The following is a 26,892-nucleotide window of genomic DNA, read 5'->3' as shown; positions in this document are numbered from 1 at the left end:
GTATGAATGCGACAGCCCGGCCAACTCAGATGTCCTGCTCAGATGCCGAGTGGAAGGTCCGCTGTGATCTGGCCGCTGCTTATAGGCTTGTCGCAATGTTCGGATGGGATGATCTGGTCTTCACGCACATCTCTGCGCGTGTTCCGGGTCCGGAACACCACTTTCTGATCAATCCATATGGCTGGCTATTTGAAGAAATCACGGCTTCGTCGCTCGTCAAGGTGGATCTGGATGGCCAAAAGATCGGAGAGTCCGATGCCTGGGTTAATCCGGCGGGCTTTACGATTCACTCTGCCGTTCATGAGGCACGCGAGGACGCTCAGTGCGTGCTGCATCTTCACACTGTGGATGGCGTAGCGGTATCCTGTCAGGAAGAGGGGCTGTTGCCCGTCAACCAGACGGCCATGCTGCTGAACGGCCAGCTTGCATACCATGATTATGAAGGTATCGCGCTTAATCATGATGAGCGCCCGCGTCTCACGGCGGACCTTGGCACAAGCAACGTAATGATCCTGCGCAATCATGGCACGTTGTCAGTTGGCCATTCGGTCGCCGCGGCGTTCTCGTTCATGTATTTCCTGGAGCGGGCCTGTTCCATCCAGATCGCAGCTCAGGGGGGCGGGACGCTCCGTATGCCGCAGGAAGACGTTCAGTCTGTTGTTGAGTCGCAGTCGAAGAGTATGTCGCACGCCGCTGACATGCTCGTCTGGCCAGCCTTGCTGCGCCGCCTCAACCGGATCAATTCCGGCTTTGATTCATAAGCGACCTCCTTCCGCTCGGTGGGATAACGATATCCTCAGAATACGCGTTTCAGGATCGGAAGAAGAATGTCTGCCCCCTCCAAGAAAAGTTTCCGACTGCCGTTACATCAGCTGTTGGCCTATTGTAGTCTGACGATCCCGATCACGGCGGTTGGCATGCCGGTGACCACCTACCTCCCGCCCCTCTATGCTGGGCAGGGAGGCTTGGGGCTGGCCACGATCGGCTTTATCTTCATGATTGCCCGGATATGGGACGTCGTCACTGATCCGATCGTGGGCGTCCTGGTGGATCGGTTTCAGTGGCGCCACGGTCGCCGCAAGTTCTGGATCGCGCTCAGCGTGCCTCTGTTGTGCGTAACGGCATTCTTTCTGTTCATGCCTGCAAGGGGAGAGCCTGCCAGCGCCTGGGCGCTGCTATTTCAGCTTCTGGTGCTTTATACAGGGTGGACATTTTTACAGACGACTCATCAGGCTTGGGGTGCTGATCTGACCCCGGATTATGACGAGCGATCGAAACTTTTTGGCTACCGCGAAATGATGAGCGCGGGTGGAACCTTGCTCATCCTCTCCCTGCCGGCGCTACTGGGTAGCTGGTTCTCGTTCGACGAATATGGCGAAGTTGCCTCGATGGGTTGGTTCCTTGCGCTGGTCCTCCCGCTGACGATCCTGGTTGCTTTCGCGCTCGTTCCCGACAAGTCGATCACACCGGTCATCCCCGATCGCCCGAAGATGACGCTCTCGCAGATCCTGTCCGGCATGAAGGAACGGGCGATCTGGCGGATCCTCGCGGTGGAAATCTGTGTGGGAATTGGTGTCGGAATCACGGCGTCGACCTTCCTGTTCGTCGCAAGGGGGGTGATTGGTATGGAGAGCGGGGCGAGCAGTATCCTGCTCATCTTTTTCATCTTCTCCATCATCGGCATTCCGCTCTGGCTATGGGTCAGTAAGCGGCTGGAGAAGCATACAGCGCTGCAGATCGTCTGCCTTTACTCGCTGGTGTGCAACCTTGTTCTGATCCCGGCGCTCATGTGGGGTAATCTCTGGCTGTTCATTGCCTTGGTGGCGCTTCTCGGCCTCAGCTTCGGCGCCCCGCAGGCTTTGCTCCGTGCCATGATCGCCGATCAGGTGGATCGCGAGGAAGTCCGCACCGATCTCAACAAGGCGGGTTTCTATTTTGCCTTCATGGGCACGTCTTATAAGATCGGGCAGGCCACTGCCATCGGGGTCAGCTTCCTGCTGCTCGCGCTGATCGGTTTCAACCCGGAAATGCCTGAAAACCCTGATCACAGAATGGGGCTGATCTTGGTCTTTACGCTTGTGCCCGTGGTAATCTTTGCACTGTGCATTCTGATGTGCCGGAACTACCCTCTTACGCGCGAAGCCCATGCCCAGGACCGGGAAACATTGCGCGCGCGCGCGGCGCTGAAGAACGGCGAAGCAGAGGCGCCCGTCACCGCCGGATGATCTGAAGCCCGGGGTGATCAGCATTCTGCCGGGAAGGTGATCACCTCAAAAGGCACGACGATTATTCCTGCTTGTTCATGCGCAGCCATTCCCGAAGTGGCTGCAGCAGGGCGATTGCGCGCGGGAAGGTTGTTGCGCCAACGCCGTCACGCATTTCCATGAGGAAGGGCCGAATGGCGGCCAGCGCTGTACTGTGGGCCTTCAGACCTTCTTCCGTGATCGATACCAGCCGGCTTCTTCTATCTTCCTTGTTAGGCTCAACGAGCAGGTAGTGCTTCTTCTTGAGCTTCTCGACACTGTCGCCCACGCTGGCCTTGCTGAGCGACAAGTGGTCCGCCAGCTGATTGATGCTTGTGCGCAGTCCTGGTCTTCTGAAGAAGAATTGCAGAATGGCGAACTGAGCAATGCTGAGGTCCAGTGGAACATCTGCGGTGAACCGCGCCGCGACATGGTTCTGGATGACGTTCATGTCCGCCAACAATTTGAAGGCATCCTCAATCTCTAACAAAGTTTCATGAACCATCGTGTTGTCTCCCGTTGCCATTAGTAAGGATCCTTACTAATAATTTGCACTGCAGCAAACGCTGTTTAAGCTCACCCAAAGGAAGTCAACGTGACAGGTTACAAATGCACAATATCCATATTGGCCGTTTCCTTGATCTGGCCTTGCTGGGGCCACCCTCAGGCGGCGGCCGAAGATAGAGTTTCCGGCTTTGTTGTAGGGGGCGCAGCCTCCCGGCCTGATTATGAGGGCTCCTCCGATCCCGAACCAGTGCCGCTCTTTGCGGCCGAGGTGAATTACAAGTTCCTCAGCCTACGGGCATTTGGCGATGATGTTGAGCTGGACATTTCCCCTTATGAATCGCTGGAATTCGGACCGATTGCGTCCTTTCGCAGCGGTCGCGGCGATGACGTTGAAAATGTCACAGTCGGTCGTCTGAGGCAGATTGATGATGCGCTGGAAGCCGGCGTCTTTGGCAAGCTCACATATCAGAGCGTATTTACGCTGAGAGATCAGCTTTCCTTTGGCGCAGAGTTTCTCGCTGATACGTCCGGCACGCATGACGGCTATGTCGCAACATTCGGTGTGGGTTACGATCGGCAAATGACAGACAGGTTCGGGATCGGACTAGATATCAAAAGCCGTTATGCAAGCGAAGATTATATGAACACATATTTCAGTATTGATGCGGACAATGCTCTGCGATCAGGCTTGCCACTCTATCAAGCGGGCAGCGGCATCAAGGATGTCGATTTTCAGATTTCGGCTGAATACATGCTGACTCAGAACTGGGGTATCGTTGGTATAGCGAGCCACAAGCATCTCCTTGGGGACGCAGCCGACAGCCCGGTTGTTGCGATTGAGGGCGATGAAGCCCAGCAACGTTTCGGAGTTGGCTTGCGGTTCAAGTTTTAAATCTGTCGCCGGAGCAAAACGACCAGTTCAAACTGGCCGTTTTGCGCTGCTCTGCCTTATCGCCCATCCGTTACAATGCAGGCGGCCGGAGGGCTTTTCCCGTCAATCACTTCTGCCGCACACAGCGCAGCAATCATGTTGGTGCGCGCCAGCGCTTCATAGGTTGAAGCGCCAGCATGTGGTGCGGCAATCACATCCTGCCGGGCGATCAGGGCGTCGGTCACAGGCTGTTTTGAAGGATCGCTTTCGCTCTCGTAGACATCCAGCCCCGCGCCAAGGATCTGTCCGCTTTCCAGAGCCGCCAGCAGCGCGGAATCGTCGACCAGCCCGCCGCGGGCCGTATTGATGAGTACAGCGGAAGACTTCATCATACTAAATGCTCCGGCATTGAACATATGCCGCGTCTCAGGCGTAAGGGGGGCGTGTACGGAGATATAGTCGGCCTCCTTCAGCAGGGTTTCAAAGTCGACATGGCGCAGGCCGAATGTTTCCACGTCTTCCTGGGCGAGGCGCGGGGCGCAGACCAGGATTTCGGCTTCAAATCCGCTGAGGCGTTTGGCAAGGCTGCGCCCGATGCGGCCGAATCCGACAATACCGACCTTGCGCCTGTAGAGTTCTGTCCCGACAAGGATGTTCCACTTGCCGGCATTCATCGCGCGCTGGGCTTCCTGGAAGCGGCGGCCGATCGAGATCATCATGCCGATCACCTGATCCGCCACCGAGGCATCATTCCCGCCCGCAGCAATGGCCACAACCCGGCCAAGCTCTTTGGCGGCCTGCACATCAACCTTTTCATAGCCCACCCCGCGGCGTGAAATGACGGCCAGATCGGGAAGTGCCTGAAATACTTCGCGAGTGATGCGGGCATGTCCCACAATCCATCCGCCGGCCCCGGCCAGCAGGGTGCGGATGTCCTCCACATCCAGATCGCCTTCGCCCTTGCCGGGGGGCAGGGTTGCGATCACGACCTCAATGTTCCTGTCCTGAAGATAACCGATGGCGGCGTCATCGAAAAATTTCTGGGTGACGACCACCTTCCGGGGCGGGTTGCTCATGCAGCGTGTCCTTGAGTGTCTTCAGGCCAGCCAAGCGCGTTCGCCCAGATAGCGTGATTGGAATGTTTCGATCTCGTTGCGCCACTGAAGCGTCATGCCGATCCCGTCGAGCCCCTTCAGCAGCATGTGTTTGCGCCGTTCGCTGATGTCGAACCGGACCGTGGCGGTTCCCGCTTCCATCGTCTGGGCGTCCAGATCGATGGTGATGTTTTCGCCGGTGGCGGCGTGGTCTGTCAGCAGGCGAACGGTTGAGTCGTCTGACTCAATCGCCAGCAGGCCGTTGCGGGCGCAGTTGTCGAAGAAGATGCCAGCAAAGGAGGGCGCGATGATGGCCCGGATCCCGAATTGCCGCAGCCCCCAGACAGCATGTTCCCGCGATGACCCGCAGCCGAAATTGGCGCCGGCAACCAGAAACGCCGCTTTGGTCCAGGGAGGCTTGTTCAGCACGAAATCGGGACGGGGGCTGCCATCTTCGTCGAAGCGCAGGTCATGGAACACGCCGCGGTTGAGGCCGCTGCGGTCGATGCCCTTCAGAAAGATCTTCGGCATGATCACATCGGTGTCGATATTGGCAGCGGGCAGAGTGGCAATAACACCTGAGGCGCGCCCGAACCGTTCAATCGGCATGGCGGGGCTCCAGTGTGCGCACATCGCAGAGATGACCGCAAACGGCCGCCGCCGCGACCATAGCCGGGCTCATCAGATGAGTGCGGCTTCCTGCACCCTGGCGCCCTTCGAAATTCCGGTTGGTGCTCGACGCACAGCGCTCACCCGGCGCGATGACGTCATCATTCATAGCGAGGCACATCGAGCATCCCGGCTCGCGCCATTCAAAGCCTGCCTGGCGGAAGATCCGGTCGAGCCCTTCGGCCTCGGCCATGCGGCGCACCTCGCGGGAACCGGGTACGACAATCGCGCTGACCCCGGGTGCGGCGTGGCGGCCCTTCAGCACAGCGGCGGCGGCCCGCAGGTCTTCAATCCGCGCGTTGGTGCACGAGCCGATGAAGGCATGGTCTATGCGGATGTCGCTCAAGCGGGTTCCCGGCGATAGGCCCATATAGCCCAGCGCGCGCTCGGCATCCTTGCGCCGGGCAGGGCTGGCCTCACGGGCAGGGTCGGGGATGATGTCCGAAATCGGCGCGGCCTGATCCGGACTCGTACCCCAGGTGACCATCGGCTCGATATCCCCGGCCGCGATCTCCACGCGCGCGTTAAACACCGCGCCCTCATCGGTGCGCAGCGTGCGCCAGTTTTCTAGGGCTGCATCAAGGGCATCCCCCCTGGGCGCGCGGGGCTTATCCCTGAGGTATGCAAAGGTCTTTTCGTCCGGGGCGACCAGCGCGCCGCGGGCGCCGCACTCCACTGCCATATTGCAGATCGTCATCCGCTCTTCGATCGACAGGCTGCGGATCGCTGCGCCTGTAAATTCTACCGCGTGCCCCTGTGCCCCGTCAGCCCCAATCTTGCGGATCACGGCCATGATCAGGTCTTTCGCGGTCACGCCCGGAGGCAGGTCGCCGTTCACGGCGATCTCCATATTCCGCAGCCGCCGGTAAACTAGTGTCTGGGTCGCCAGAAAATGTTCGATGTCGGACGTACCAATGCCAAAGCCCAGAGCTCCGAAGGCGCCATATGTGGTCGTGTGGCTGTCCCCCGCAGCGATTACGAGACCGGGCAGGGCAAGGCCAAGTTCTGGCATCACGACATGCTCAATACCTTGCTGGCGGTGATAAAGGTCAAACAGCTCAATACCGAAGTCTCTGCAGTTACGGACAAAATACGACATCTGCAGGTCATCTGCCTGCGCCTGCGGGGAAGCGATGCGTTCTGGCCGCGTCGAATTCACATGGTCGATCACGGCGAGTGCGGATTCCGGACGGAACACCGGGCGCCCGGCTTCCCGCAGACCAGTGAAAGCCTGCGGACTCGTGTATTCATTAAGCACGGTACGGTCCACGTAGAGCAGCACTTCGTCACTGCCGGTATCCAGCGGGCGGATGGTGTGGCTATCGACCAGCTTGTCGTACAGAGTTCTGTTGTCTGCCATTAGGCCCCGGTTTGGTAGCTTTCTGCCTGGAACGTCTAGCAGGGGGCGGCAGTGTTGTGCGTTGCAAATATCGCATGAATCCATTCGGAACTCGCGACGTCTTTCCGTTCCCGCAATTGTAGCAGTTACAACGCAGCTGGAAGGTGCAGAACTCCGTACTCAGGCAGCAGACCGGGGATCGGAGGCCCCGACGAGCTGATTCTTCTTCCGCCGGATGGCCCCTTAGCTGCAAGCAGCGGGGATGCTGCCAAACTCTATTATAGTTTTTTCCTCTCGACCCGCCCGCATAATGTGATTGGCGGCTGGGATGGCTGCAGCGCTAGACGCTCGGCCCGGGATCATTCTCGGGAGCCAGACGCATGGACATAGCCCTCGCCACGCTCCTCTCACCCATCGTCCTGTTTTTCCTCCTGGGGCTCGGCGCGGCGTTGCTGCGGTCGCAGATGACAATACCGGAAGCCTTCGCCAAAGGCCTGGCTATTTATCTGATGATGTCGATAGGCCTCAAGGGCGGCGTCGAAATCTCCAAGGGCCAACTCGGCTGGGACGCAGGGCTGGTGATGATGTCAGCCGTCGGATTGTCTTTCCTTTTGCCGGTATTAGCTTTTGCGCTGTTGCGCCTGACCACTCGATTGGACCGGATCGACGCCGCCGCCGCTGCCGCGCACTATGGTTCGATCTCGATTGTGACCTTTGTGGCGGCGGGGCAGGCCGTCGCGGCTGCGGGGCTCGAAGCGGCAGGTTATCTCGTGGCAGTGGCAGCCTTGATGGAAGTGCCAGCCATCATCTCGGCGCTCGTGATAGCCAATCGCGGCGGCGCCAGATCGGAGGCGGTGGCAGGGTCTGACAAAGGCGAGTTGGCGCGGGAGGTCCTGCTGAACGCGTCGGTGGTCGTTCTTCTCGGCGCGCTTGTGATCGGGTGGATAACCGGTGAAGCCGGGATGCAAGCTGTTGCCCCGTTCTTCGTGACGCCGTTTCAGGGTGTCCTTTGTCTCTTCCTGCTGGATATGGGTCTCTCTGCCGGGCGCGGCCTGCGGAATGGCTGGCGGCAGCTTGGCCCCGGAACAATTGCGTTCGGCGTATATATGCCGCTGGTTTCAGCGCTTCTCGCCGCCGGGGTGGCAGCGCTCAATGGCATGCCCGCAGGCGATGCTGCCCTGCTGATAACGCTTGCTGCCTCGGCATCCTACATCGCCGTCCCGGCTGCAATGCGTCTTGCGATGCCAAAGGCCAGGCCATCAATATATCTTACATTATCGCTGGGAATAACATTCCCGTTCAATCTCATCCTTGGACTGCCGCTATATATATGGCTGGCGAAAATGGTGTCTGCCGGAGTGGCCTGATCATGCATGTGCGTTATCGCTGTGAACTCATCATTGAACGGATGGCGGCTCCGCGTGCCTGCCGGATCCTCGAAGAGGCGGGCCTAACCGGCTACACGGTCTTGCCGGCCATTTCCGGCCTCGGGCGGCAAACCCGTTGGAACAGGGATGCGGATATTTCTGCCTCCAGCGATATGGTGGTTGTCGTGTCGATCGGCGCACAGGAGCAGATCGAGGCGGCGCTGAAAGAGATTGAAAGCCTGCTGAGTAATCACATCGGTGTACTGAGCATCGGTGAAGTGAACGTGCTTCGCCCAGATCGGTTCTGAGCACAAATGACCGGCGCCACCTCGCAGATGAGGCGGCGCCGGCCACTCTGGCGGTGGCGTTTGCAGCCACTTCGCAAATCAGATCGGGTCAGGTTTCTATTCGGCTCTGACAAGCGCCTTGCGCAGGTCCCGAAGCCGGCGGCGGCGGCGCCAGGCGCGGCGGTCGTGCGCGCTGAAACGTGGCGGCGCAGAAGTATTGCCGGGCGCGGAGGACACAGCGGAACTCAAGGTCCTGTCGTCAGTCAGGGTACCTGAGACAGGGAATGAGGGGAACATTTTTTTCTCCTTTCTAGCAAACCACTCTTGGTCTGCCCGGGAGATGGGATTGAATTTAAATAGCGCCAATCTAACTATTCTCTCGATCCGATAGGAGAAAACTATCAAGTGCGCCCCACACTACGACAGATGCAATATCTCATCGCCATCGCCGACACCGGCAAGTTCGGGGATGCGGCCCGGGCCGTCAATGTCAGCCAGCCAAGCCTTTCGGCGCAGGTAGCCGAAATGGAAGCCGGGCTTGGCGTTGCGCTGGTCGAACGGTCGCGCCGCGGCGCTTTGCTGACCCCGGCGGGAGAAGAACTGGTCCGGCGCGCCAGGGTCATACTCCGCGAGGTCGAAGACCTGAAAGCCGTAGCGAAGCTGGGCCGGACAGAGCTTTCCGGCCGCCTGCGGCTAGGCGTTCTGCCAACAATCGGGCCCTATCTTCTGCCGCAAACCACCGGCGACCTGCGTGCCCGTTTTCCGGCACTGCGTCTGAGCGTCCGGGAGGAACGTACAGTCGATCTGGACGAGCGTCTGCAGGCCGGTCTTTTCGACACCGTCATATCTACGCCGGAAGATCATCCTGATACAGACTATGCGCATCTGTTTGCCGAGAGGCTTTATGCGTGCGGCCCTCCGGATGATGAACTGACGCAAGGCGATGGTCCGCTCCGGCTTGAACATCTCAGGGGACGGCAGCTGCTGACCCTCGGTCAGGGGCACAGGTTGAGCGAGATTACCCAAGACCTGGCCACGGCGGCCGGGGCTACCGTCAGTTCCGAATATGAAGGCACGTCCCTCGATGCGATCCGTCTCATGTCGGAACTGGGCGCGGGTATCGCCATTCTTCCGAGCCTCTATGCGCTTTCCGAGGCGCGGCGGGACCGCGGGCTTCACATCCGCCTCATCGATCACCCAATGGCGCGGAGAGACATAGCGCTCATCTGGCGGGAGACCTCGCCCCTCGCCGCGAGCTTGCTGTCGCTATCCGGTTGCCTGCAGAATGCTGCCAGCAAACTGCTGTAGTTGGGTGCCGGAACAGCGGTAACCGCCAGTCCCGCAAAGGCGCGGGGGTTGCGCTCAGGCAAAGGAAAGCTCTCTCCATCGGGACGCTGGCCTGTCCCATCCCTCCGTGCTGCAACAATAGGGCTTGACTTGTGAGCGGGAAAAGAACATTAAGGGAACATTAACGCAGCGAGTTGGGAAGGTGGCACCGATGATGGATTATCCGGGTATTTCTGAAGAGTTTCGTTCCTGGATCCGGGCCGGCATCACGCGCAATGCCAAATGGCTTCTGGTATTTTCCGACATGGTAGACTTTGTAGACTTCTGCGACTTCTGTGAGGATGACGCGGCGCTCGAACTGGAAATCGCCGCGGACGAAGCGCATGGGGATGAGGTGCGGCTTGTGGGTGTCTACAAGCTCTGCGGCACTGAAGAAGAAATTATCGACCGCGTGCGCGGCAAATGGGCTGTGGCCTGAAATTCTGCGTGGTTTGCCCCTCGGCAGGAAAGGGGCGGCCGCGCGCGGCCTCTCCGGCTTGACTGCCGCTAAGTCATGTCTCTGAACAGCGGCCCAAACTGATTGCAGTCAAACAGGGCCCTTGCATATGAAACCTCCCGCCTGGCGCCAGGACCGCGCCGTCTATCCGTTCTCCTGCGCCATTCAAACCCGCTATATGGATGAAGACAGTCTCGGCCATATCAACAACATTTCTGTCGCTGCTTATTATGATGAGGCGCGGTCGAGATTTTCCCGCCATGTCTTCGCGAAGGTGGATCCGGACGAAATGACCCGCATCGTCACTGCAGACAGCCGCGTCACCTATCTCGCTGAAGTTTTCCACAAGGACGACGTGGAGGTCTGCACAGGCATCCTCCACATCGGGACAGCGTCCTACGAGATCGGCCAGGCGATGTATCAGGATGGCCGCTGCGTCGGTATCTGCACCACCACCTTCGTTCAGGCGACCCCCGCTGGCTCAAGCCCTCTGTCAGCAAGCCTGAAAGCCGTACTGCAGGACATGATCATTCACGCCCCGCCCGTGCTCGCCAGGGGCGCGCCGGTCTAGCTGCGCCGAGGGCCGTTTTTCATCGCGTCTTCGCCAGTGCCTGCAGCACGAGCTTCTGCGTCAGCCGCTCCTTCCAACTGGCCGGCGCCGCCAGCGACAGGCGCTCAAGGTGAGGCCGGAAGGCGGCCTCCGCCGTCTTTTCGGGGCCAGCAAACAACGCGCCCAGAATGAACCTGGCGCGCTTCATCGGCGCCGCCATCTGCGCGCTCAGGTAGGTCAGCGCAGGCGCAAGCTCGCGTTCAACCTCCGTCAGCTCGCTTCCAAACGGATAGGCGGGCAGGTTTGCGGCGTGAGGCGCCAGCGTGCGGCGAACGGTCTCCGGTGTGTTGCCGCGCCAGGCGGCGGGCACGGTGAAATTCGCTGGCAGTTTCTTTGCGGCGATGGCCTCGCGCACAAGGCCGTCGAGGAAGCGCGCATCGGTAATTGCCAGCATGGCGCGCACGCATTCTTCGTCCGTCTTCCCGCGCAAATCGGCCACGCCATATTCGGTGATGATGATGTCGCGCAGATGGCGCGGCACAGTTGTGTGGCCGTAAGACCAGACGATGTTGGACTCCACCTTGCCGCCCGCCTCGCGCACGGCTTTCACAAGGATAATCGACCGGGCACCTTCCAGCTCATGCGCCTGCGCCACGAAATTGTATTGTCCGCCAACACCGCTCACCACCCGCCCGTCTTCCAGCGCGTCGGAGATCACGGCACCGAGGCAGGTCGCCTTCATGGCTATGTTGATGAAGCGCGCATGGACGCGCTCGCGGCGGCGGGCGGCTTCATTGCCATAGAGCGCGTTCACATCCGCCACGCTGGTCATGTTGATCGCGGCGAGCAGGTCCGGCCCCGCCTCGCGCAGGGCCTGATAGAAGCTCTGCGGGCCAAGATAGAACCCGCCATCAATCGTCACCGCGCTGCCCTCGCGCACCCGCCGCGTGAAGATGCCCGCACGCAGCAGCTCCAGCATGCCTTGGGTGAACATTTCCGTGCAGCCATAGAGGCCCTGCTCAAACGCCCCGTCGCCGCCTTCCTCCACCGGCCCGGCCGGGCCGGGCAGGGCGCCGAGAACGGCGTTGAAGGCAGGCGGGTCCAAATGCCGTAGGCGGACGGATTGCGCCGCCCCATCTCCCAGGGATCCGATGCCGATCTGCAGGGTTCCGCCATCCTTCACCAGCCGCGCCGCCCGCAGGCCGATGGCATGGCTCAACAGGTCCACCTGCGCGGCCGGCAGCCCCGCGAGGTCATACCCGCCCCCGTCCAGCAGCATGTCAAACTCGCTGGCGGGCACCTCGGCATCATTGGTCATGAAAGGCAGGCGATCATTGATTTCGCCAACCACCACAAAGCTCTCCCGCCCCGTCTGGCGCTGAAGCTCGGGGATGAGGTCCAGCGTGATGTCGGTATTGCAGGAGAGGCTGTAGCGCCCGTCCTGCGCCGCGATCATCTGGCCGATCACGTTGACCCGCGCCGAAACGATGCGGCGCATCGCATGGGTGTAGTTGACGCTGTTGTAATGGCGCTGGGCATAGGCGTTGTTCAGCAGTGTGCCGGTCGCCAGGAAAAACTCCTCCACCTGCACATTCGGGGGCAGGGCGCCCCGCGCCCGGTCCACAGCGTAGGTCAGATCCGGATAGTCCCCGAACAACCGCTCGACCACCGGCCCCCCAAACTGCGCCGGCAGTCCCGCGCCCAGCTTCGGCCGCACCAGCGTCAGTGCCGTGAAGATCGTCAGCTTCACCGAAGGATCAGCCTTGGCGATGTCATAGAGAGCATTGGTCAGACGGTTCGCCTTGCCGAGGCCAAGGGGCAGGGCCAAGCGCACATCCTTGCCTACCCGTTCGATCACCGCCCGCGCGCAGGCTTCGGCGGAAGTGTGCCGGGCGGGCAGGGTGGTCTCCGAGAAAAAGGGCGTCCCCGTCATGAATAAGTCTCCAATCTGTCCCGGCGGGTGCCGGGTGGGCCAGGGGCGTCGTGCATGTGTCCGAAACTGTCCGAAAGTGTCCGGATTTGTCCATCTGGTGTCCCAGTCTGCCTGCCAAAAGGCCGAAACAGCCCCGGATTGCCGCTGGGTGACGCCTTCCAAACGCCTTCCAGCCTGTGCCATGTCTCATCTGTGAAACCAAGACGCTGCGGCCCTCAACCCGCGCTGCAGCCAGAGACAGGGGAGTGACATGGCAAAACTCAAGACACGTCTGACCGAAATGTTCGGCGTAGAAACACCGATCTGCATGGGCGGCATGACCGGCGTGGGCTACGGCGAACTCGTGGCTGCTGTTGCAAATGCAGGCGCTCTCGGCTTCATCACGGCTCACATGTTCAAGTCCGGCGAAGAACTCCTCGCCGAGATCGAGAAAACCAAGAAGCTCACCAACAAGCCTTTCGGCGTAAACCTCACGCTGCTGCCCTCGATCAACCCGATTCCCTATGACGAATACCGCGAAGCGATCATCCACAGCGGCGTCAAAATCGTCGAAACGGCTGGTCGCGCGCCCACCGACCACCTGCCGCGCTTCAAGGAAAACGGCGTCAAGGTCATCCACAAATGCACCTCGGTTCGCCACGCGGTTTCCGCAGTAAATAAAGGTGTTGATGTCATCTCCATCGACGGTTTCGAGTGCGCTGGCCATCCTGGTGAGGATGATGTCGGCCTGATCGTTCTGCTGCCCGCTACCGTTGATGCGGTGGACGTGCCCGTCATCGCCTCGGGCGGTATGGCAGACGGCCGCGGTCTGGCGGCGGCCATCGTGCTGGGCGCAGACGGCGTCAATATGGGCACCCGCTTCTGCGCCACCGTGGAAGCCAAGATCCATGAAAACGTGAAGAAAAAGATCGTTGAGAACAACGAGCTCGACACGGTTCTCGTTGGCCGCTCGCTGCGGAACACGGCGCGCGTCGCAAAGAACGACATCTCCGTTCAGGTTGCTGAAATCCAGAGGGATCCGACCAAGACCTTCGCGGACGTGAAGGAACTGATGGCCGGTGTCCGGGGCCGCGAAAACGTGCTGCGCGACGGTGACATGGACGGCGGCATCTGGACCACCGGTCAGAGCCAGGCGCTGATCCATGATATTCCGACCTGCCAGGAACTCGTCAGCAACATCATGAAGCAATACGAGCAGGCCCGCGCCCGTATCCTCTGATCGCGGTAGGGCATTGTAATTGGAAAGAAAGCCGGGCGCGCATTTCTGCTGCCCGGCTTTTTTGTGCGTGTGAAAACGGCGTCAGTCGGGCGCCGCCGGCGTTTCCGGCGGATCCTTGAGAATCTTCAGAAGGCCTGCCGGCGACAGCGTTTCAGGCTCGCCCTGGCCAGCCGGGCGGCGCACCACCACGCGCTCAACTGCGGGGGGCGGCCGCATCACAGGCCTCGCCGGATCATGGAACGGGTTGGCATCATACATGCCGTCAAACGCGGGATCCGTCAGATAGCTCGGCAGGCGCGCGAGCACCGGCGCATCGCCTGAAAGCTGCAGCAGCATCTCGTGATCGGCCAGATCCAGCAGCCTTTCGGCAGGACGGAAGCCGACTATCGCGGCCATCGATTCTGCCGCCAGCATGGTGTTGGCCCCGAAACACTGCACGGCCCGGCAATTGTTCACCATCGTCTGCCAGTCATCGGGATAAAGGTTGCGAAGCTGGCTTGGGTCCTGCCAGAAACTCCAGGTCTGCAGGCCATAGCCTCGCATCAGCGTCACCGCCCGGCGCAGCGGCGTGAAAGTTCCCAGCTGCGCGGCCTCGTCCAGGAGGAACAATGTGGATTTTTCCGGTCGCGCATTCCGCCGTGTGATCAGGGTCATCAGCGTATGCACCCACAGGCGCAGCAGCTTTCCGTGGCTGTCGAGCATATGCGGCGGCAATACCAGATAGATCGACAGCGGATCGCCCCTCGTTACCGCGTCCAGTTCGAAGCCGGTCGAAGCTAGGCTCTTCGTGATTGCGTCGCCTCGCGCCACCTCGACAATGGACTGCGCAAAGGAAAGGATCCCGCCCAGCGTAGACACAGCGCCCAGCCGTAGCATCTGCCCGATCCGGACCGCCTCGGAATTGCGCGACCGCTCGAGCGCGCCCAGCACCGTCGTGGCGCTGGAAAGCGTGGAGGCAGGATTTTCCGCCATCTGAGAGTAGATGCCCGCCTCGCCCATCGCCTGCGCCACGAGTTCGCGGACGGTCCCGAGATGCCGGCGGGCTGGCGGCAGATCAGACACAACATGCAGCATCACGCCAAGAACAAAGGTTGCTCCGCGTTCGGACCAATAGTCGCCGTCATTGGTGTTGCGGCCCATCCGGTTGTCGATCATCGTGGCAATGATGGCCATGGCATCGTCCACCAGCGTCGGCCCGGACGGGTCCAGCAGATCCAGCGGGTTGATCGGCGTGGAGGGAAGACCGGTCACGCCGATGGGATCTACGATCGCCACCGTATGGCCAAGCTCCTTCCGGCGCCGGGCGGTAATCAGGGCGTTTTCACCCTTCGGATCGATCACGATCAAGGGCCCGTCAAACCGCAGAAGCGCAGGGACGATGCAGCCGACGCCTTTGCCCGCACCGGTCGGGGCAATGGTCATCAGATGCCCCTCCATCTCCATCAGGATCGGGTCGATATATCCCGTCGCAGGCGTGCATTCCGGATCACCGAAAGAAAAGCCGATCGGCGTTTTCTTGTGCTCAAGTTCCATCGACCAGCCGACGAGCAGTCTGTTGCCCCCAACCTCTGACGGCAATTCGAGTTTTGACTGAACAGGCACCAGATCCAGCATTTTCCCCCCAGGGTCAGTTTCGGCTGACGATCATGGGTCCGATGAGGCCTTCCTCCCGGACCGGTAATTCTGCCAGCAGCACGTCATCATCGATCATTTCCACAATTCCCTGTGGAAAGACTGCCATTACAGCCCGGAACAGGCTGCAACCATAAAGGACTGTGCCGGTATAGTGCGCCAGTGCCTTGGTCTCTTCTTCCGGCTCTATCTCGATAAATGGGCTGAGATCAGCGTGGGCAGCGACCTCTATGCCTTCAGGTAGCAGGCGTGCCTGCAACTCTTCCTGCGCGGCGACCGGCTGAAACCGTCCTTCGCTGGCATGTACCCAGTTCATGAAGAGATGCAGATAGTCCAGCCGCTGATGATGTGTTTCTAGCAGCGGCGGCAGATCCATATTGAGCTCATGAATGACTGCGGACGTGCCGTTGAGCAGGGCCATGCCATCTTCATGCACGATAACATTGATCAGCCCCGGACGCCCGTAACCGGCATGTGCTGCCAGTTCGACCAAAACGGTGTCTTCATAGCAGGCAAGGTTGCGAACTCGCGCCCGGTCAACGCTCCAGTCGATGGCCAGGTTTCTGATATCGCGTTCGTCTTCCAGCCATTCGCAGATGGCCATGATGGTACTTAGGGCCATATCCCCGGAAAGATTGCGCCAGTTGCCAGGAATGATCGGCGGCGCGGTCCAGCCCTCATAGCGGGGCTGTGACAGCGCAAACCGAAGTTGTTCAATCTGAGTTGGCGTCATGTCTGGGCTTTATAGCAACCCGGATAGTTTTGCCTACCGGGAGATGAACGGCGCTGGAACGTGCAGGCGCAGGCAAGCCCAAAGAAGAAACGGAAGGGCCGGTTCGGCCCTCCCGATCTGTTTGCGGCTTATTTTGCGTCGGCGTAGAGGCTGTTCACCTCGTTCCAGTTCACAACATCCCACCAGGACTTCAGATAATCGGCGCGGCGGTTCTGATATTGCAGATAGTAGGCGTGTTCCCACACATCGACCGCCAGCACGGGCGCGCCCTTCACGGCGGCGACATCCATCAACGGATTGTCCTGATTGGGGGTAGAGGTGATCTTCAGCCCCTCATCGGTCACGACGAGCCAGGCCCAGCCTGACCCGAATTGACCCGTCGCTGCCTTGTTGAACTCCGCCTTGAACGCGTCCATCGATCCGAAAGTGGCGTCGATATCGGCAGCAAGCTCGGCAGACGGTGTGCCGCCTTGGCCCGCAGGCGCCATGAGTTTCCAGAAGAGGCTGTGATTGTAATGGCCGCCGCCATTGTTGCGGATCGCAGGGGAAAGCGTCGAGATTTTTGCCAGCAGCGCTTCCAGCGGCTCGGCCGCCAGTGCCGGCTCGGAGGCCAGCGCCGCATTCAGGTTGTTCACATAAGCGGCGTGGTGCTTGCCATGATGGATTTCCATGGTCTTGGCATCAACGGCGCCTTCCAGCGCGTCATAGCCATAAGGCAGATCGGGCAGGGTGTATGTAACGGTCGTTTGCGAAGCGGCGGGCGCCGCAGGCTCGCTCGCGAGAGCCGTGGTGCCCATGCTGGTGCAGGCGACGGCCCCCAGGGCTGCGGTGGCGATGGCGAGTGTTCTCAACATGTGATCTTCTCCCTGATCTGAAAGCAGTTCGTGAAAATAACGCGGCGCAATATATGCACCCCGCCCATATGGGGCACGCAGGCATCGAGGTCACGGTTCAAATTACGAAACGTCAGCCTGTAGTCAGTCAACTGCCTTGGAAAATCGCATCCGGGGCCCGATTGTTCCCACCTCACAGGATTGTGAAGCGGGCGGCCATTCCTCACGCGTCTGCCCACATTCTGATGAGGTTGGCTTCAGTCTTGGCCAGCGTCAGCAATTCTGCAGAACCAGCCGGAAAGGCGCGCGCCAGGCCCACTTTCAGGTTTGCGATGTCAAAGAGGATCGCGCGTTGGGCTGCATCCCGGATGGCGCTCTGAATCCAGCTGACAAATACATATCGCTCTCCGGAGATCACCGGAGCGACGCGATGTAACTCCGTAGACGGATAAATAACCATGCTGCCCGCAGGCAGCTTCACTGACTCTGTCCTGAACACAGTCTCGATTTCAAGTTCGCCGCCCTCATAGGCTTCGGGGGGCGAAAGAAACAAAGTGAAGGAAAGGTCTGTGCGTAACCGCGCGTCGCCTTTGCCCATAACGGGATTGTCGATGTGCAGGCCATAAGTGTCGCCAGCGCCGGTGCGGCTGATCAGGGGCGGCGCAAATTTCAGCGGGCGGGCATAGGCTTCCACCACCGGATGACGCTTTACGGTGTCCAGCAGCATGTCGCGCACTTTGGTGCCCGTCCGGCTGGTGAGGTCTGCCTGCTGGTTCTGCTTCACGCGGCGCGCGGTCGCTCCTGCGGTCTTGCGGCCATCTTCCCATCGCAGCTCGGCGAGCGCTTTTGTAGCCTCCGACAGCACCTCAGGGCTCAGTACGTTTTCAACGACAATCATCTCAGGCCTTCGGCGCCTCTGGTCTTGCGGCGCAGCTCCATTTGCTTTAACTGCAACTCATTCTCAATCACAAACAACATATGCGGAGCGCATGAATGAGCAAGTCGTACAGAGCCTGGACCGGTCTTGGCCTTGGCCTCGCCCTTATTTCTACCGGGCTTGGCGCCTGCGGAAAGGCCACGCCCCCTGCGGCGGATGCGCCCGAAGCGGCTGCGGAACAGTCTGCTGCAACGGCTCCGGCGCCCTCCTTTGAGGAAGCGGTCGAGGCGGTGGCCTCCGGCGGGGAAGGCGAAGGCGGCATTTCGCTTGATCAGGCCGCGACCGACCCGGTCATCTATGGGGCAGCCCTGGGCGTGACGGAAGCTCACGTCATCGCGGCGCGCGACGCCTTCGCGCTGGGCGAAAAAGACGCTGCCGCCGAGATGTTTGCCCACCCGGTCAGCGAAGTGCTGATCGAGCTGGAAGACCTGTTCAAGGCGCGCGGCGTGACGCTGTTCGACAATCTGCTGCTGGAGGCCTCTCAAGCCGTGATGGCGGGCGAAAGCGCTGAGCAGATCAGCGCGCGCACCGATGCGATCATTGCGGCGCTACGCGCAGCGGGCACCAAGGCGCCGGAATCTTCGCGCAGCCCGGTTTCCATCCGCGCTGCCATCGCGGCGGATCAGGCAGACCGCGCCGCCGCCATGTACCGCATCGCCAGAGAAGCTAGCACCTACGAGCCCTATCTGGACGGTTACGGCTTCTACAAGGCGGGCCTTTCCCTCTTCAAAGATCAGGAAACCCAGATCACCGCCGCAAACCCGGCAGGCGCCGCAGCCCTGAACGAGGCTTTTGCCGAGCTCGCCAAGGCATATCCGGATGCGGCCCCTCAGGCTGAACTGAACGCGGATCTCTCGGCAATCACGGTCGCAGCCTCCAGCGCCGTGCTGGCCAACAGCCACTGACCCGGCCCGCCCGGCCTCAGGACATGAATGAACAGGCCGGGCGCGTCCCGGCCTGTTTCATTTGGTCCCGTAATAATCGCAGAGCGTATCGATCAGGGCTTGAGAGATGCCCGGACGGCACCGGTAATAAATCGTCTGGGCGTCGCGGCGGCTTTCCACCAGCCCGGCCGCGCGCAATTTGGCCAGGTGCTGGGAGACTGCAGACTGGGATTGCCCCGTCATCTCCGCGAGTTGGTTGACGGGCAGTTCCCCCTCGCTCAGCGCACACATGATTTTCAGCCGGGTTTCGCTGGCCATTGCCTTCAGGACGCCAGCCGCTTCGTGAACCCTTTCGGTGACCACGGCAACGCTGCTCGCCCTTTTGCGCTTGGCAATTGCCATCAAATGTTCTCCTCGGAAGGACCAGACTGGTGCGTAGACGAGGTGGGGCGCTTCTGCGCACCTGTCCAGCCCGCCAGATGGGAAAACTCAGGCCAGGCCAGCAGTTTGCGCAGCCAGCCACAATCCGATGACGAGGAATAGAAGCGCGGCGATCATCCGCACAACCTTCAGGGGGACACGCCGGATCAGCTCATTCCCCAGGAAGACCGCAGGCACGTTGGCCAGCATCATGCCCAGCGTCGTGCCCATGGTCACCATCAGGAGGTCATTGAACCGGGCACTGAGGGCAACAGTTGCCAGCTGGGTCTTGTCGCCCATTTCCACGAGGAAGAAGGCAATCACTGTCGTCACGAAGGCGCCAAAGCGGGCGGGTTTTTCCTCGATATCGTCGAGTTTGTCGGGGATCAGCGTCCAGGCGCCCATGGCGATGAACGACGCCGCGATCAGATACCGGAACCAGTCGCCTTCCAGAAAGGCAGCAGCCTGCGCCCCGACAAAGGCCGCCAGGAAGTGGTTGGCAAGCGTGGCCACCAGAATACCGAGAATGATGGGGACGGGGCGCTTGAATCGAGTTGCCAGAACAATGGCCAGCAGCTGGGTCTTGTCGCCAATCTCGGCGAGCGCGACCACGGCGGTCGAGGTGAAGAGTGCTTCCACGAGGATAGTCTCCGGGCCGGGCAGTTGTTGATTCCAACGACATCGCATCCTCGCCCGGCAAGGCAGGAGGCAATGTCATTGGTCTCGCCCGAACGGTATGACCGCTCCTTCCGCACCATGGCCTCTCGACCAAGTATGTTGACGCGGAAGCCCACCTTGCGGTGGCTGGCTACTCCCCAGATGACGCGTGCCGATTATCCCGGAAGCGCCGCCCATGCAAGAGCCGCGGGAAAGTCCGTCACGAGGATGAACTGAAAGACTGGCCAGGCGGCCCAAACCGGTAGAATCTGAATACAAGCCCGATGGACAGGCGAATGTTACTTTATTACATTTGTGGTCAATTCAGTATTAGGTGGAATGAGGTGTTGTGTGGTCAGGTCTTTTGCGGCGGCGGTTCTGGTTTTCCTGCTTGCTGCGTGTGGCGGCGGCGCGCCTGACGGTCAGGATGGCGCCCCAAGCGAACCTCCTCCGATGCCAGAAGGCGCCGTCAGTGAAACCTTCGAGCGGCCATCTCCCTCCGCCTACGTCAGCGTGCCGGAGCAGGCAGCCCCCGAATCGGGTGGCGAGAACGGTTATTGGGGCGTCCGGGAAGGAGAGGCGCTTCCCATCATTTGGGAAGACCTGATGCCCCAAGGGGCCGGCGAAGCGCTGGAGCAGGAGTATGCCGAATTCTACAAGGCGCTGGAGGCTCGGTATGCCAGCCAGCCAATGGAGATGATCGAGGAAGGATCGGAGCTTGATTACATGCCGCAACTGGGCGGTTTCGACACCGTTCCCGAACTGGACGGCATGCTGATCCGCATACCCGGCTATGTGGTGCCCTTTGATTTCAACCTGAAGAACAGGCAGGCGGCCTTCCTGCTCGCTCCCTATATGGGGGCTTGCATCCATACTCCTCCGCCGCCTCCCAATCAGATCATCTATGTCGAGGCCGATCCTGCCGTGAAGATCGATGACATATGGACCGCCTATTGGCTGGAAGGGACGCTGACGGCGCAGACGCAGGAAAGTGACCTGGCCGCTGCCGCTTACACGCTGACGCTCACCAAGATCGAGCCTTACGGCGTTCCCTGAACATCTTGGAAAAAATGGTGACCCGAAAACGCCCGTCTCTGCGCCTTAAGTGATGAGGGCAAATGTGCCCTCAGCTCTGCCTTGTGCCCATGCCGGGCAAGGGGCACGTCAGGAGAGACTTGCCATGCTGCGTGCGCTGATCGTTGCCCCGCTTCTGATTATTCCGGTGTGCCTCTACCTTCTTGTCTCGCTGACAGCAGGACAGGGGGGGACGCAAGCAAGACTGGACGGCGCATTGTTCAGTCTACCCATGATGTCCGGTGGCCGGTTTGTGTTCGCTTTGGGCGACCTTGTCCTTCTGATCGGGCTCATCTTCCTGTTTGTCGAAATCCTCAAGGCAGCGCGCACGAAGGGAGACGCCATCGTCAATCATTCCCTTTCGATGGTTTTGCTGTTGTTCAGTGTGATCGGGTTCTTGGCATTTCCGGGCTTTGGAACGTCAGTCTTCTTTCTGCTGATGGTCATGACCTTGCTGGATGTCGTCGCCGGGCCCATCGTCAGCATCGTTGCCGCCCGCCGCGATTTCGGAATCGGGGAAAATGTCGGCGGCTAGGTCTCAGTTCTTGCAGGACAGTGCTCGAAGGGGGGCAATTTTCTCTTCCTCCCATCCCGCGGTCGTATCTTCCAGCACGGCTTTCACGTCGAAATATCCTTCCGCCCGCCTGACCAGCCCGCAAGACCAGGCCCGCGCCGGATCGTCCGCATCAATCTCCGCGCCTTGCGAAAGAACGTTCAGCAGGCGGACCTGGTAGAACTTGTCTTCCGGAAACTGCTGCACCAGCCCTTCCATGAGACGGGCTGCCTCATCCGCGGCCATGTGTGCCGCACTGATATTCCCAGACCTGAACTCAGCGGTCGCGAGCTTCTGCAACATCGCAGACAGCCCTTCCGGGCCGCCGGCATCCTCTGGATCATCGGCCATGATTTCCCGCGCAAGGGCAACGGCCTGCTCGGCGCTCGCGCGGCTCCTTGCCATATCCCCCGCCAGGCGCGAAGCAGTGGCCATCTCGCCATGGGCGACCATCAGCTGCGTTTTGAAATAATAGTTTTCCGGTTTCTCGGCCAGCTGCGCCGCACGCAATGTTATGGCTGTGTCCAGCGGTTCGAGCGCCTCCGCGCCGCGCTCTGCGCCGGTTAGCAGCATCGCTTCCTGCATGGCGAAATAGGCCTGCATCTCCTCTCCGCTGCCGATGCGCGCCACCATCTCCAGCGTCAGCTCCGATCGCCACTGGCGAACCTTGGTCAACGCCTCTTCCGTACGCTTCTCGGCAGTCAGCAACTGAAGTTCATCAGTCCGGATGCTCCAGAAGTGGCGAAGAATAGGGCCTTCCCCTTCGCTGCCGAGCGTAAGGCCGCGTTCGGCGAGATTCCGGGCCCGGTCATTGGCCTGATGCGCCGTCACCAGATCGTTCTTGTGGTAGAGATACTGCATCGTCAGCATACGCTCGACCATCAGAAGTTCGGCAATGGCCGTTTTATCATTGGGGTTCTGCTCCAGCGCGCTGTTCAGAGCCTTCTGCGCATCCAGGAACAGCTGCATGGACACTTCGTTTTCGCCCAGGTTTGCGATGCCGATGCCGCCATAAAGGTCGGCCAGCCGGGACGTAATGATGCCCACCTCGATCAGAACTTGCTCTGGCGCATCCTTATCGAGTTGGAGGCTGTCGATGTAATCCTTCACCACGCCGGCAAGCGCTTTGCGCGCTTCCATTGATCCTGAGATCTTTTCTGTCTGGTCGTACACGTCGAAAACCAGCGTGCGGCTGAGTTCCCGCGCCTGGGTAAAGCGCTTGTTCGCGATGGCGAGCGCGGTTTCAGCGCGGTTGTACTGTACCACGGTCGTGGCCAGCGCCGCGCTAAGCCCGATGATCACCGCCGCAATCGATGCCACAGTGATGCGGTGGCGGGCCACGAATTTCCTGAACCGGTAAACACGGCTCCCGCTGTAAGCCGCCACCGGCTTGCCGGAACGCAGGGCACTGATGTCTTCATTGAGGGCGTCGACGGAAGCATAGCGGTCTACAGGCTCCTGCGCCGTGGCGCGCTTGATAATCGCCGTCAGCTCGGGTGATCGCTCTTCCGGTTTCAACAGGTCCGCCAGCAGTTTGCCCAGCGAATAGATGTCAGACAGCGTATTGGCAGCCGCCCCGCGCGTACGTTCCGGCGCGGCATAGCCCGGCGTATAGCTCATCGCGTCCTTGCTGCCGGGCGGGTTGAACCGGGCAGGGGGCGATCCGTCGGGAGATTTGGAAATTCCAAAGTCGATCAGCTTGACCAGGCCGGCCTTGTTCACCAGCACGTTGGAGGGGGTTATGTCCCTGTGAATGACCAGGTTCTGGTGGGCAAACTGCACAGCGCCGCAAAAGCTCTGAAACAGATCCAGCCGTTCACGGAGGGAAGCGCCGGTTCGCTCTACCCAGACCAGCAGAGGCTCGCCGTCCACATATTCCATGATCATGTAGGGGGAGCCGTCGGCCATCTCCCCGCCATCATAGAGGCGCGCGATGTTGGGATGGTTCAGCGCCGCAAGGATCTGCCGTTCCCGCTCAAACCGCTCAATGAGGGCCTCGGAGAGAACGCCGGGCCGGATGATCTTGATGGCGACGGTATGATCGAAATTGCCGCTCGCCCGCTCGCCCTTGTAAACCGCGCCCATGCCGCCCTGGCCGATCGTCTCGATAATGCGGTAGGCGCCGACCTGTTCGGGCGCTTCCGGCTCAACCGTATCCTGGCGGGCGCCGCCGGTCTTCAGGGCGCCCGGATGGGCGCGCTCGGTCGCCAGCAGGCCCAGCACACGCTTTTCCAGCGCCGCGTCTCCGGCACATTGGCTGCGTACCCAAGCCTCCCGTTGATCGGAGGGCATGTCGAGAGCCTGCGAGAGGAGTTCGAGGGCGCGGCGTTCAGTCGATCCGGTGCTCATCCTGCTTTGCTTCATTGAGGCAATCCAGCAGCCAGGCACGCGCCGCCCGCCAGTTGCGTTTCACCGTGGCTTCAGAAACGCCCTTGATGGCGGCGATATCTTCCAGCGTCATCCCCCCGAAATAGCGCAACTCGACGATTTCGGCCTTCTCTTCGTCGATGACGCTGAGCCGGATAAGGGCCTTCTCCAGCACATCCATCTCGATCCGGTCGGCACTGCCATCGGAGAGGCGGGACACCAGGGTCACTTTCTGATGGTGGCGCTTGTCGGACCTTTTCTTGCGGGCATGGTCGATCAGTACCCGCCGCATGGCCCTGGCCGCCAGCGCCAGGAAGTGAACCTTGTCGGCCCATTCAATCTGGTCCACCCGCATCAGGCGAATGACGGCTTCGTTCACCAGGTCTCCGGTCGAAAGGGACAGGTTGCGTTCAGAGCGGATCAGGCCCGCCGAAATCTGCCGGAGTTCGGAGTAAAGCTCGGTGAACAGCCGGTCGCGCGCGGTCAGGTCGCCCGCCCGCCAGGCATCCAGCAATTGCTTGGCCGATATGTCACCCGGTTGGCTCATCGCCACCTCCCGCTGCGAAACTGTCGCAAATTCCGTGCCGCGACAAGGCGCAGCGCCTGCTCTGGAAATATTTTTCGGAGATTGTGACCGGAAATCCCGTGATCTCGCGCCTTCAACATCAGAAGCGAATTAGCTGAAGGCGCCTCAGATGGAACAGACCCTCCAAGAGACATTGCAACAGATTCCCCCCGAAGCGTGGCCAATCATTGAAATCCTTTTCAATGTCACGATGGCGGCAGCAGGCATCTGGCTTGCCCTGACAGTCTTCGTCATCTGGAGACGGCATGCGTCGAATCTGACGCCCGTCAATGCCACCAGCAAGAACAACAAGGCTCAGCCCGACTTTCTGAAGGTGGACCAGAAAGCCAGGGCCGAGGCGATCAAGCGCGGGGACCTACACGAAAGAGCGCTTGACCGGCGAGACGCGGAAGAAGCCAGGGCAGAGGTCAAAGCCAATTCCGCGCCTCGCCGTGAGCCTTTGACGTTCGCTCAGCGGATCGCCGGCCTCGTAACCTTCGTGATGTCCGTGTTCACCCTGTTTTCGATCGTCACAACCTCGATTTTTACCGTCTCCCGCATGGGAGACATGGTCGGGGAAATGTCGGCGGTAGATCGCATGGTTTCGATCGTCATGGCGCATCCGATCCCGGTGGCGGTCTGCGTGCTGATCATCTTCGCCCGCGTTTACACCCAGTTTTTCATGACCGCTAAGAAGGAGGGCTAATCCATGGCCTCGATGCCTCTTGTCCTGACTGACCCGAACCTTCTTGCCGAATTCGTGCGGGAAGCTGAATTCAAGACCTTCTTCGAGAAGCGCTTTGCCACTCCGCCAGATCTTGCCGCCCTGCTGTTCAAGAATGGCCAGCTTATCGACAGCTTCGTCGGCGCCCACTTCTCCGTCGGTGGCCTGGCGAATGCCATCAAGGGTGTGGTCGGCGGATCAACGCATATCGCCATCCTGCTGGCAGACCTGAAACCCTTCAGCGTCAATATGAGCTTCCAGGGCGTTTCGCGGGACAATGTGGAAGTCGGCGGGCTCTGCACATTCGAGTTGCAACTCAACCCCGACAAGCCGTCCAACATCCTCGGCCTGATGCGCGGCGTCGCGCGCAATGAGCGGGGTTCGGAGAAGGAAAGCGAACTTCCCGGCCGCAAGGCGCTCACCACGCTCGACATTCTGGAGCGTCTCGCGCCCCATGTGTCCGACCGCGTGCTGGAGGCTGTGATCAGCCGGACTGACGCTGGTGACATGCGCGGCAATACCGGATTGCAGGACAAGATTCAGGCCGACATGATGCAGGAAGCTGAGCGCGTGCTGGGCGATCTCGGCGTGCTGGTCCGCGCTGTCTCCGTCGAGTGGGCGCTCAACAGTGTCGAGATGGAAGCCTTCAAGCGCGCCCAGATCGACCGGGATCAGGAAGCGCTGGATTATCAGCTCCAGCTTCTCAAGCGCGAGATGTCCCGCGAGGCTGAAGCCACCCAATTCAAGCTCGAATCCTCCGCAGACCTCGCAAAGATCCAGGCCGCGACGGATGACGAACTCGCCCATATGGTCCTCGACAGTGAGGTGCGCTTCGTCGACGCCCGCGAGGCTGTCACGCGCCGTCACGAGATGGAAGCCCTCGCTCATGAGGTGGAAGTTCTGCGTACTGAACGTGCGGCCAAGGTGGAGATAGAAATCGCCGATGCCGGCCATCTCATAGACCTGACCAGGGAAGCGGCCCGCCTGCGGAAAACCGAAATCGAGATTGAAGAGCTCGATGCCCGCCATGTTCAGAACCTCAAGAAAATGGGGGTAATGACCGATCTCGAGTTGAACGAGCGCCGTCAGCGTATGGAACTGGACATCGCCCGCCTCGCTCAGGAACAGGCGGCGCGAAATCTCGAGACCATGATGAAGCTGGAGGCTGCCGGCGACGACCGGACTGCCCAGCGCGGCATCCTCGTTTCGAAATCCGATACGGAAAATAAGGTCGCCCTTATGAAAGCTGAGGCTGACGCGCGCACCGCGCAGCTGATGGCGGGCTCGAAAATGACGCCGGAACAGATCCTGGCGATCAATGCCGGTCTGTCGCCCCAGGTGGCCGAAGTCCTCAAGGAGCAGGCGCGGGCCCAGGCCGGCAACAGCCAGGAATCCATGGAAATCATGCGGGAACTGATCAAGGGCGCTTCGGAAGAGCGTGCCGTCAGCCGTCAGCATGAGCTGGACATCCTCAAGGCCGGCATGACCGGCGCCACCGGTGTCGCCCATGGCGCCGGAGGCAAAACCGGTACAACGCCCGAAAGCTTTGGCGAGAATGCAGCCAATGTCGATTGCCCGAAATGCGGCAGGTCGCTGCCCGCAAAGGCGAATTTCTGCACCGGCTGTGGCCACAAGATGCGGACTTGATCCC

26 protein-coding genes, 1 pseudogene and 1 riboswitch are annotated in these 26,892 nt (G+C 60.5%); of the genes and pseudogenes, 14 read left to right on the top strand and 13 right to left on the bottom strand.

Annotated elements, in window-relative coordinates:
* The first annotated feature begins 2 nt into the window (after positions 1 to 2).
* Together HPO_RS05735 and HPO_RS05730 are read left to right on the top strand one after the other, a co-directional pair.
* Positions 3 to 761: a class II aldolase/adducin family protein gene (locus HPO_RS05735; protein ID WP_035595659.1), complete on the top strand. Its 759-nt coding sequence runs from the start codon at positions 3 to 5 to the stop codon at positions 759 to 761.
* Between the two features lie 66 nt (positions 762 to 827).
* Positions 828 to 2,225, top strand: coding sequence for an MFS transporter (locus HPO_RS05730; RefSeq protein ID WP_084324184.1), 1,398 nt, complete (start codon positions 828 to 830; stop codon positions 2,223 to 2,225).
* A 61-nt stretch (positions 2,226 to 2,286) separates the two neighbouring features.
* On the opposite strand, the gene HPO_RS05725 is transcribed toward HPO_RS05730, so the two are convergent.
* On the bottom strand, positions 2,287 to 2,769 hold the full coding sequence (locus HPO_RS05725; protein WP_084324183.1) for a MarR family winged helix-turn-helix transcriptional regulator: 483 nt from the start codon (positions 2,767 to 2,769) through the stop codon (positions 2,287 to 2,289).
* Positions 2,770 to 2,838: 69 nt separating this feature from the next.
* Between HPO_RS05725 and HPO_RS05720 the strand changes: the two genes are divergently transcribed.
* The gene (locus HPO_RS05720; RefSeq protein ID WP_084324182.1) at positions 2,839 to 3,642 is read left to right on the top strand and encodes a MipA/OmpV family protein; all 804 of its coding nucleotides are present in this window, start codon (positions 2,839 to 2,841) and stop codon (positions 3,640 to 3,642) included.
* 56 nt (positions 3,643 to 3,698) lie between these two features.
* On the opposite strand, the gene HPO_RS05715 is transcribed toward HPO_RS05720, so the two are convergent.
* The 3 genes from HPO_RS05715 to leuC are packed head-to-tail and all read right to left on the bottom strand — an operon-like array spanning position 3,699 to position 6,744.
* Entirely contained in the window at positions 3,699 to 4,697 is a 999-nt protein-coding gene (locus HPO_RS05715) for a phosphoglycerate dehydrogenase (RefSeq protein ID WP_035595650.1), read from the bottom strand.
* Positions 4,698 to 4,718: 21 nt separating this feature from the next.
* Entirely contained in the window at positions 4,719 to 5,324 is a 606-nt protein-coding gene (gene leuD / locus HPO_RS05710; protein ID WP_084324181.1) for a 3-isopropylmalate dehydratase small subunit, read from the bottom strand.
* Positions 5,314 to 6,744, bottom strand: a complete 1,431-nt coding sequence (gene leuC, locus HPO_RS05705; protein WP_035595648.1) for a 3-isopropylmalate dehydratase large subunit — start codon at positions 6,742 to 6,744, stop codon at positions 5,314 to 5,316. The genes leuD and leuC overlap by 11 nt, the downstream gene beginning before the upstream one ends.
* A gap of 359 nt (positions 6,745 to 7,103) precedes the next feature.
* Between leuC and HPO_RS05700 the strand changes: the two genes are divergently transcribed.
* From HPO_RS05700 to HPO_RS05680, 5 genes are all read left to right on the top strand, one after another.
* Entirely contained in the window at positions 7,104 to 8,090 is a 987-nt protein-coding gene (locus tag HPO_RS05700; RefSeq protein WP_035595645.1) for a sodium-dependent bicarbonate transport family permease, read from the top strand.
* A 2-nt stretch (positions 8,091 to 8,092) separates the two neighbouring features.
* Positions 8,093 to 8,398: a DUF190 domain-containing protein gene (locus tag HPO_RS05695; RefSeq protein ID WP_035595642.1), complete on the top strand. Its 306-nt coding sequence runs from the start codon at positions 8,093 to 8,095 to the stop codon at positions 8,396 to 8,398.
* A 384-nt stretch (positions 8,399 to 8,782) separates the two neighbouring features.
* Entirely contained in the window at positions 8,783 to 9,685 is a 903-nt protein-coding gene (locus HPO_RS05690; RefSeq protein WP_051612334.1) for a hydrogen peroxide-inducible genes activator, read from the top strand.
* 190 nt (positions 9,686 to 9,875) lie between these two features.
* Positions 9,876 to 10,142 carry a hypothetical protein gene (locus HPO_RS05685; RefSeq protein WP_035595637.1) on the top strand — a complete coding sequence of 89 codons (267 nt, stop codon included), beginning with the start codon at positions 9,876 to 9,878 and terminating at the stop codon, positions 10,140 to 10,142.
* 127 nt (positions 10,143 to 10,269) lie between these two features.
* Complete coding sequence (locus HPO_RS05680; RefSeq protein WP_051612333.1) at positions 10,270 to 10,731, top strand: acyl-CoA thioesterase; 462 nt, start codon at positions 10,270 to 10,272, stop codon at positions 10,729 to 10,731.
* 19 nt (positions 10,732 to 10,750) lie between these two features.
* On the opposite strand, the gene HPO_RS05675 is transcribed toward HPO_RS05680, so the two are convergent.
* On the bottom strand, positions 10,751 to 12,643 hold the full coding sequence (locus tag HPO_RS05675; RefSeq protein WP_051612332.1) for an acetyl-CoA hydrolase/transferase C-terminal domain-containing protein: 1,893 nt from the start codon (positions 12,641 to 12,643) through the stop codon (positions 10,751 to 10,753).
* 223 nt (positions 12,644 to 12,866) lie between these two features.
* Between HPO_RS05675 and HPO_RS05670 the strand changes: the two are divergent.
* Positions 12,867 to 13,862: pseudogene (locus HPO_RS05670) on the top strand (NAD(P)H-dependent flavin oxidoreductase); the annotation flags it as partial.
* A gap of 81 nt (positions 13,863 to 13,943) precedes the next feature.
* On the opposite strand, the gene HPO_RS05665 reads toward HPO_RS05670, so the two are convergent.
* The 4 genes from HPO_RS05665 to HPO_RS05650 form a co-directional block, all read right to left on the bottom strand.
* Complete coding sequence (locus HPO_RS05665) at positions 13,944 to 15,476, bottom strand: type IV secretory system conjugative DNA transfer family protein (RefSeq protein ID WP_035595632.1); 1,533 nt, start codon at positions 15,474 to 15,476, stop codon at positions 13,944 to 13,946.
* Between the two features lie 13 nt (positions 15,477 to 15,489).
* Positions 15,490 to 16,227, bottom strand: coding sequence for a hypothetical protein (locus tag HPO_RS05660; RefSeq protein ID WP_035595630.1), 738 nt, complete (start codon positions 16,225 to 16,227; stop codon positions 15,490 to 15,492).
* A 128-nt stretch (positions 16,228 to 16,355) separates the two neighbouring features.
* Positions 16,356 to 17,024 (bottom strand): Fe-Mn family superoxide dismutase, encoded by a 669-nt coding sequence (locus tag HPO_RS05655; protein WP_051612366.1) that lies wholly within the window; start codon positions 17,022 to 17,024, stop codon positions 16,356 to 16,358.
* 259 nt (positions 17,025 to 17,283) lie between these two features.
* Positions 17,284 to 17,958, bottom strand: a complete 675-nt coding sequence (locus tag HPO_RS05650) for a Fe2+-dependent dioxygenase (RefSeq protein WP_035595626.1) — start codon at positions 17,956 to 17,958, stop codon at positions 17,284 to 17,286.
* Between the two features lie 95 nt (positions 17,959 to 18,053).
* Here HPO_RS05650 and HPO_RS05645 point away from each other — a divergent pair, with 95 nt between their 5' ends.
* Positions 18,054 to 18,902 carry a hypothetical protein gene (locus HPO_RS05645; protein WP_035595625.1) on the top strand — a complete coding sequence of 283 codons (849 nt, stop codon included), beginning with the start codon at positions 18,054 to 18,056 and terminating at the stop codon, positions 18,900 to 18,902.
* A 57-nt stretch (positions 18,903 to 18,959) separates the two neighbouring features.
* On the opposite strand, the gene HPO_RS05640 is transcribed toward HPO_RS05645, so the two are convergent.
* Positions 18,960 to 19,283 (bottom strand): ArsR/SmtB family transcription factor, encoded by a 324-nt coding sequence (locus HPO_RS05640; protein WP_051612331.1) that lies wholly within the window; start codon positions 19,281 to 19,283, stop codon positions 18,960 to 18,962.
* Between the two features lie 87 nt (positions 19,284 to 19,370).
* Positions 19,371 to 19,940 carry a TMEM165/GDT1 family protein gene (locus HPO_RS05635; RefSeq protein WP_035595623.1) on the bottom strand — a complete coding sequence of 190 codons (570 nt, stop codon included), beginning with the start codon at positions 19,938 to 19,940 and terminating at the stop codon, positions 19,371 to 19,373.
* 13 nt (positions 19,941 to 19,953) lie between these two features.
* Positions 19,954 to 20,131, bottom strand: a riboswitch (yybP-ykoY riboswitch).
* A 280-nt stretch (positions 20,132 to 20,411) separates the two neighbouring features.
* Here HPO_RS05635 and HPO_RS05630 point away from each other — a divergent pair.
* Both HPO_RS05630 and HPO_RS05625 read left to right on the top strand, forming a co-directional pair.
* Positions 20,412 to 21,014 (top strand): DUF3299 domain-containing protein, encoded by a 603-nt coding sequence (locus tag HPO_RS05630; protein ID WP_162174013.1) that lies wholly within the window; start codon positions 20,412 to 20,414, stop codon positions 21,012 to 21,014.
* A 124-nt stretch (positions 21,015 to 21,138) separates the two neighbouring features.
* Entirely contained in the window at positions 21,139 to 21,567 is a 429-nt protein-coding gene (locus HPO_RS05625) for a hypothetical protein (protein ID WP_051612329.1), read from the top strand.
* Positions 21,568 to 21,570: 3 nt separating this feature from the next.
* Here HPO_RS05625 and HPO_RS05620 read toward each other — a convergent pair whose 3' ends face one another.
* A complete protein-coding gene (locus HPO_RS05620; RefSeq protein WP_035595619.1) occupies positions 21,571 to 23,934 on the bottom strand; it encodes a serine/threonine protein kinase in 2,364 nt (787 codons plus the stop codon).
* On the bottom strand, positions 23,915 to 24,499 hold the full coding sequence (locus HPO_RS05615) for a sigma-70 family RNA polymerase sigma factor (RefSeq protein WP_035595617.1): 585 nt from the start codon (positions 24,497 to 24,499) through the stop codon (positions 23,915 to 23,917). The genes HPO_RS05620 and HPO_RS05615 overlap by 20 nt, the downstream gene beginning before the upstream one ends.
* A gap of 148 nt (positions 24,500 to 24,647) precedes the next feature.
* Here HPO_RS05615 and HPO_RS05610 point away from each other — a divergent pair, with 148 nt between their 5' ends.
* Together HPO_RS05610 and HPO_RS05605 are read left to right on the top strand one after the other, a co-directional pair.
* Positions 24,648 to 25,223, top strand: coding sequence for a hypothetical protein (locus tag HPO_RS05610; RefSeq protein ID WP_035595615.1), 576 nt, complete (start codon positions 24,648 to 24,650; stop codon positions 25,221 to 25,223).
* A gap of 3 nt (positions 25,224 to 25,226) precedes the next feature.
* Positions 25,227 to 26,888, top strand: a complete 1,662-nt coding sequence (locus HPO_RS05605) for a zinc ribbon domain-containing protein (protein WP_035595612.1) — start codon at positions 25,227 to 25,229, stop codon at positions 26,886 to 26,888.
* Positions 26,889 to 26,892: the final 4 nt, after the last annotated feature.

Origin of the sequence: Hyphomonas polymorpha PS728 (assembly GCF_000685315.1) — a bacterium.
Classification (GTDB): Bacteria; Pseudomonadota; Alphaproteobacteria; order Caulobacterales; family Hyphomonadaceae; genus Hyphomonas; species Hyphomonas polymorpha.
This window is presented reverse-complemented; position numbering and strand designations above follow the sequence as displayed.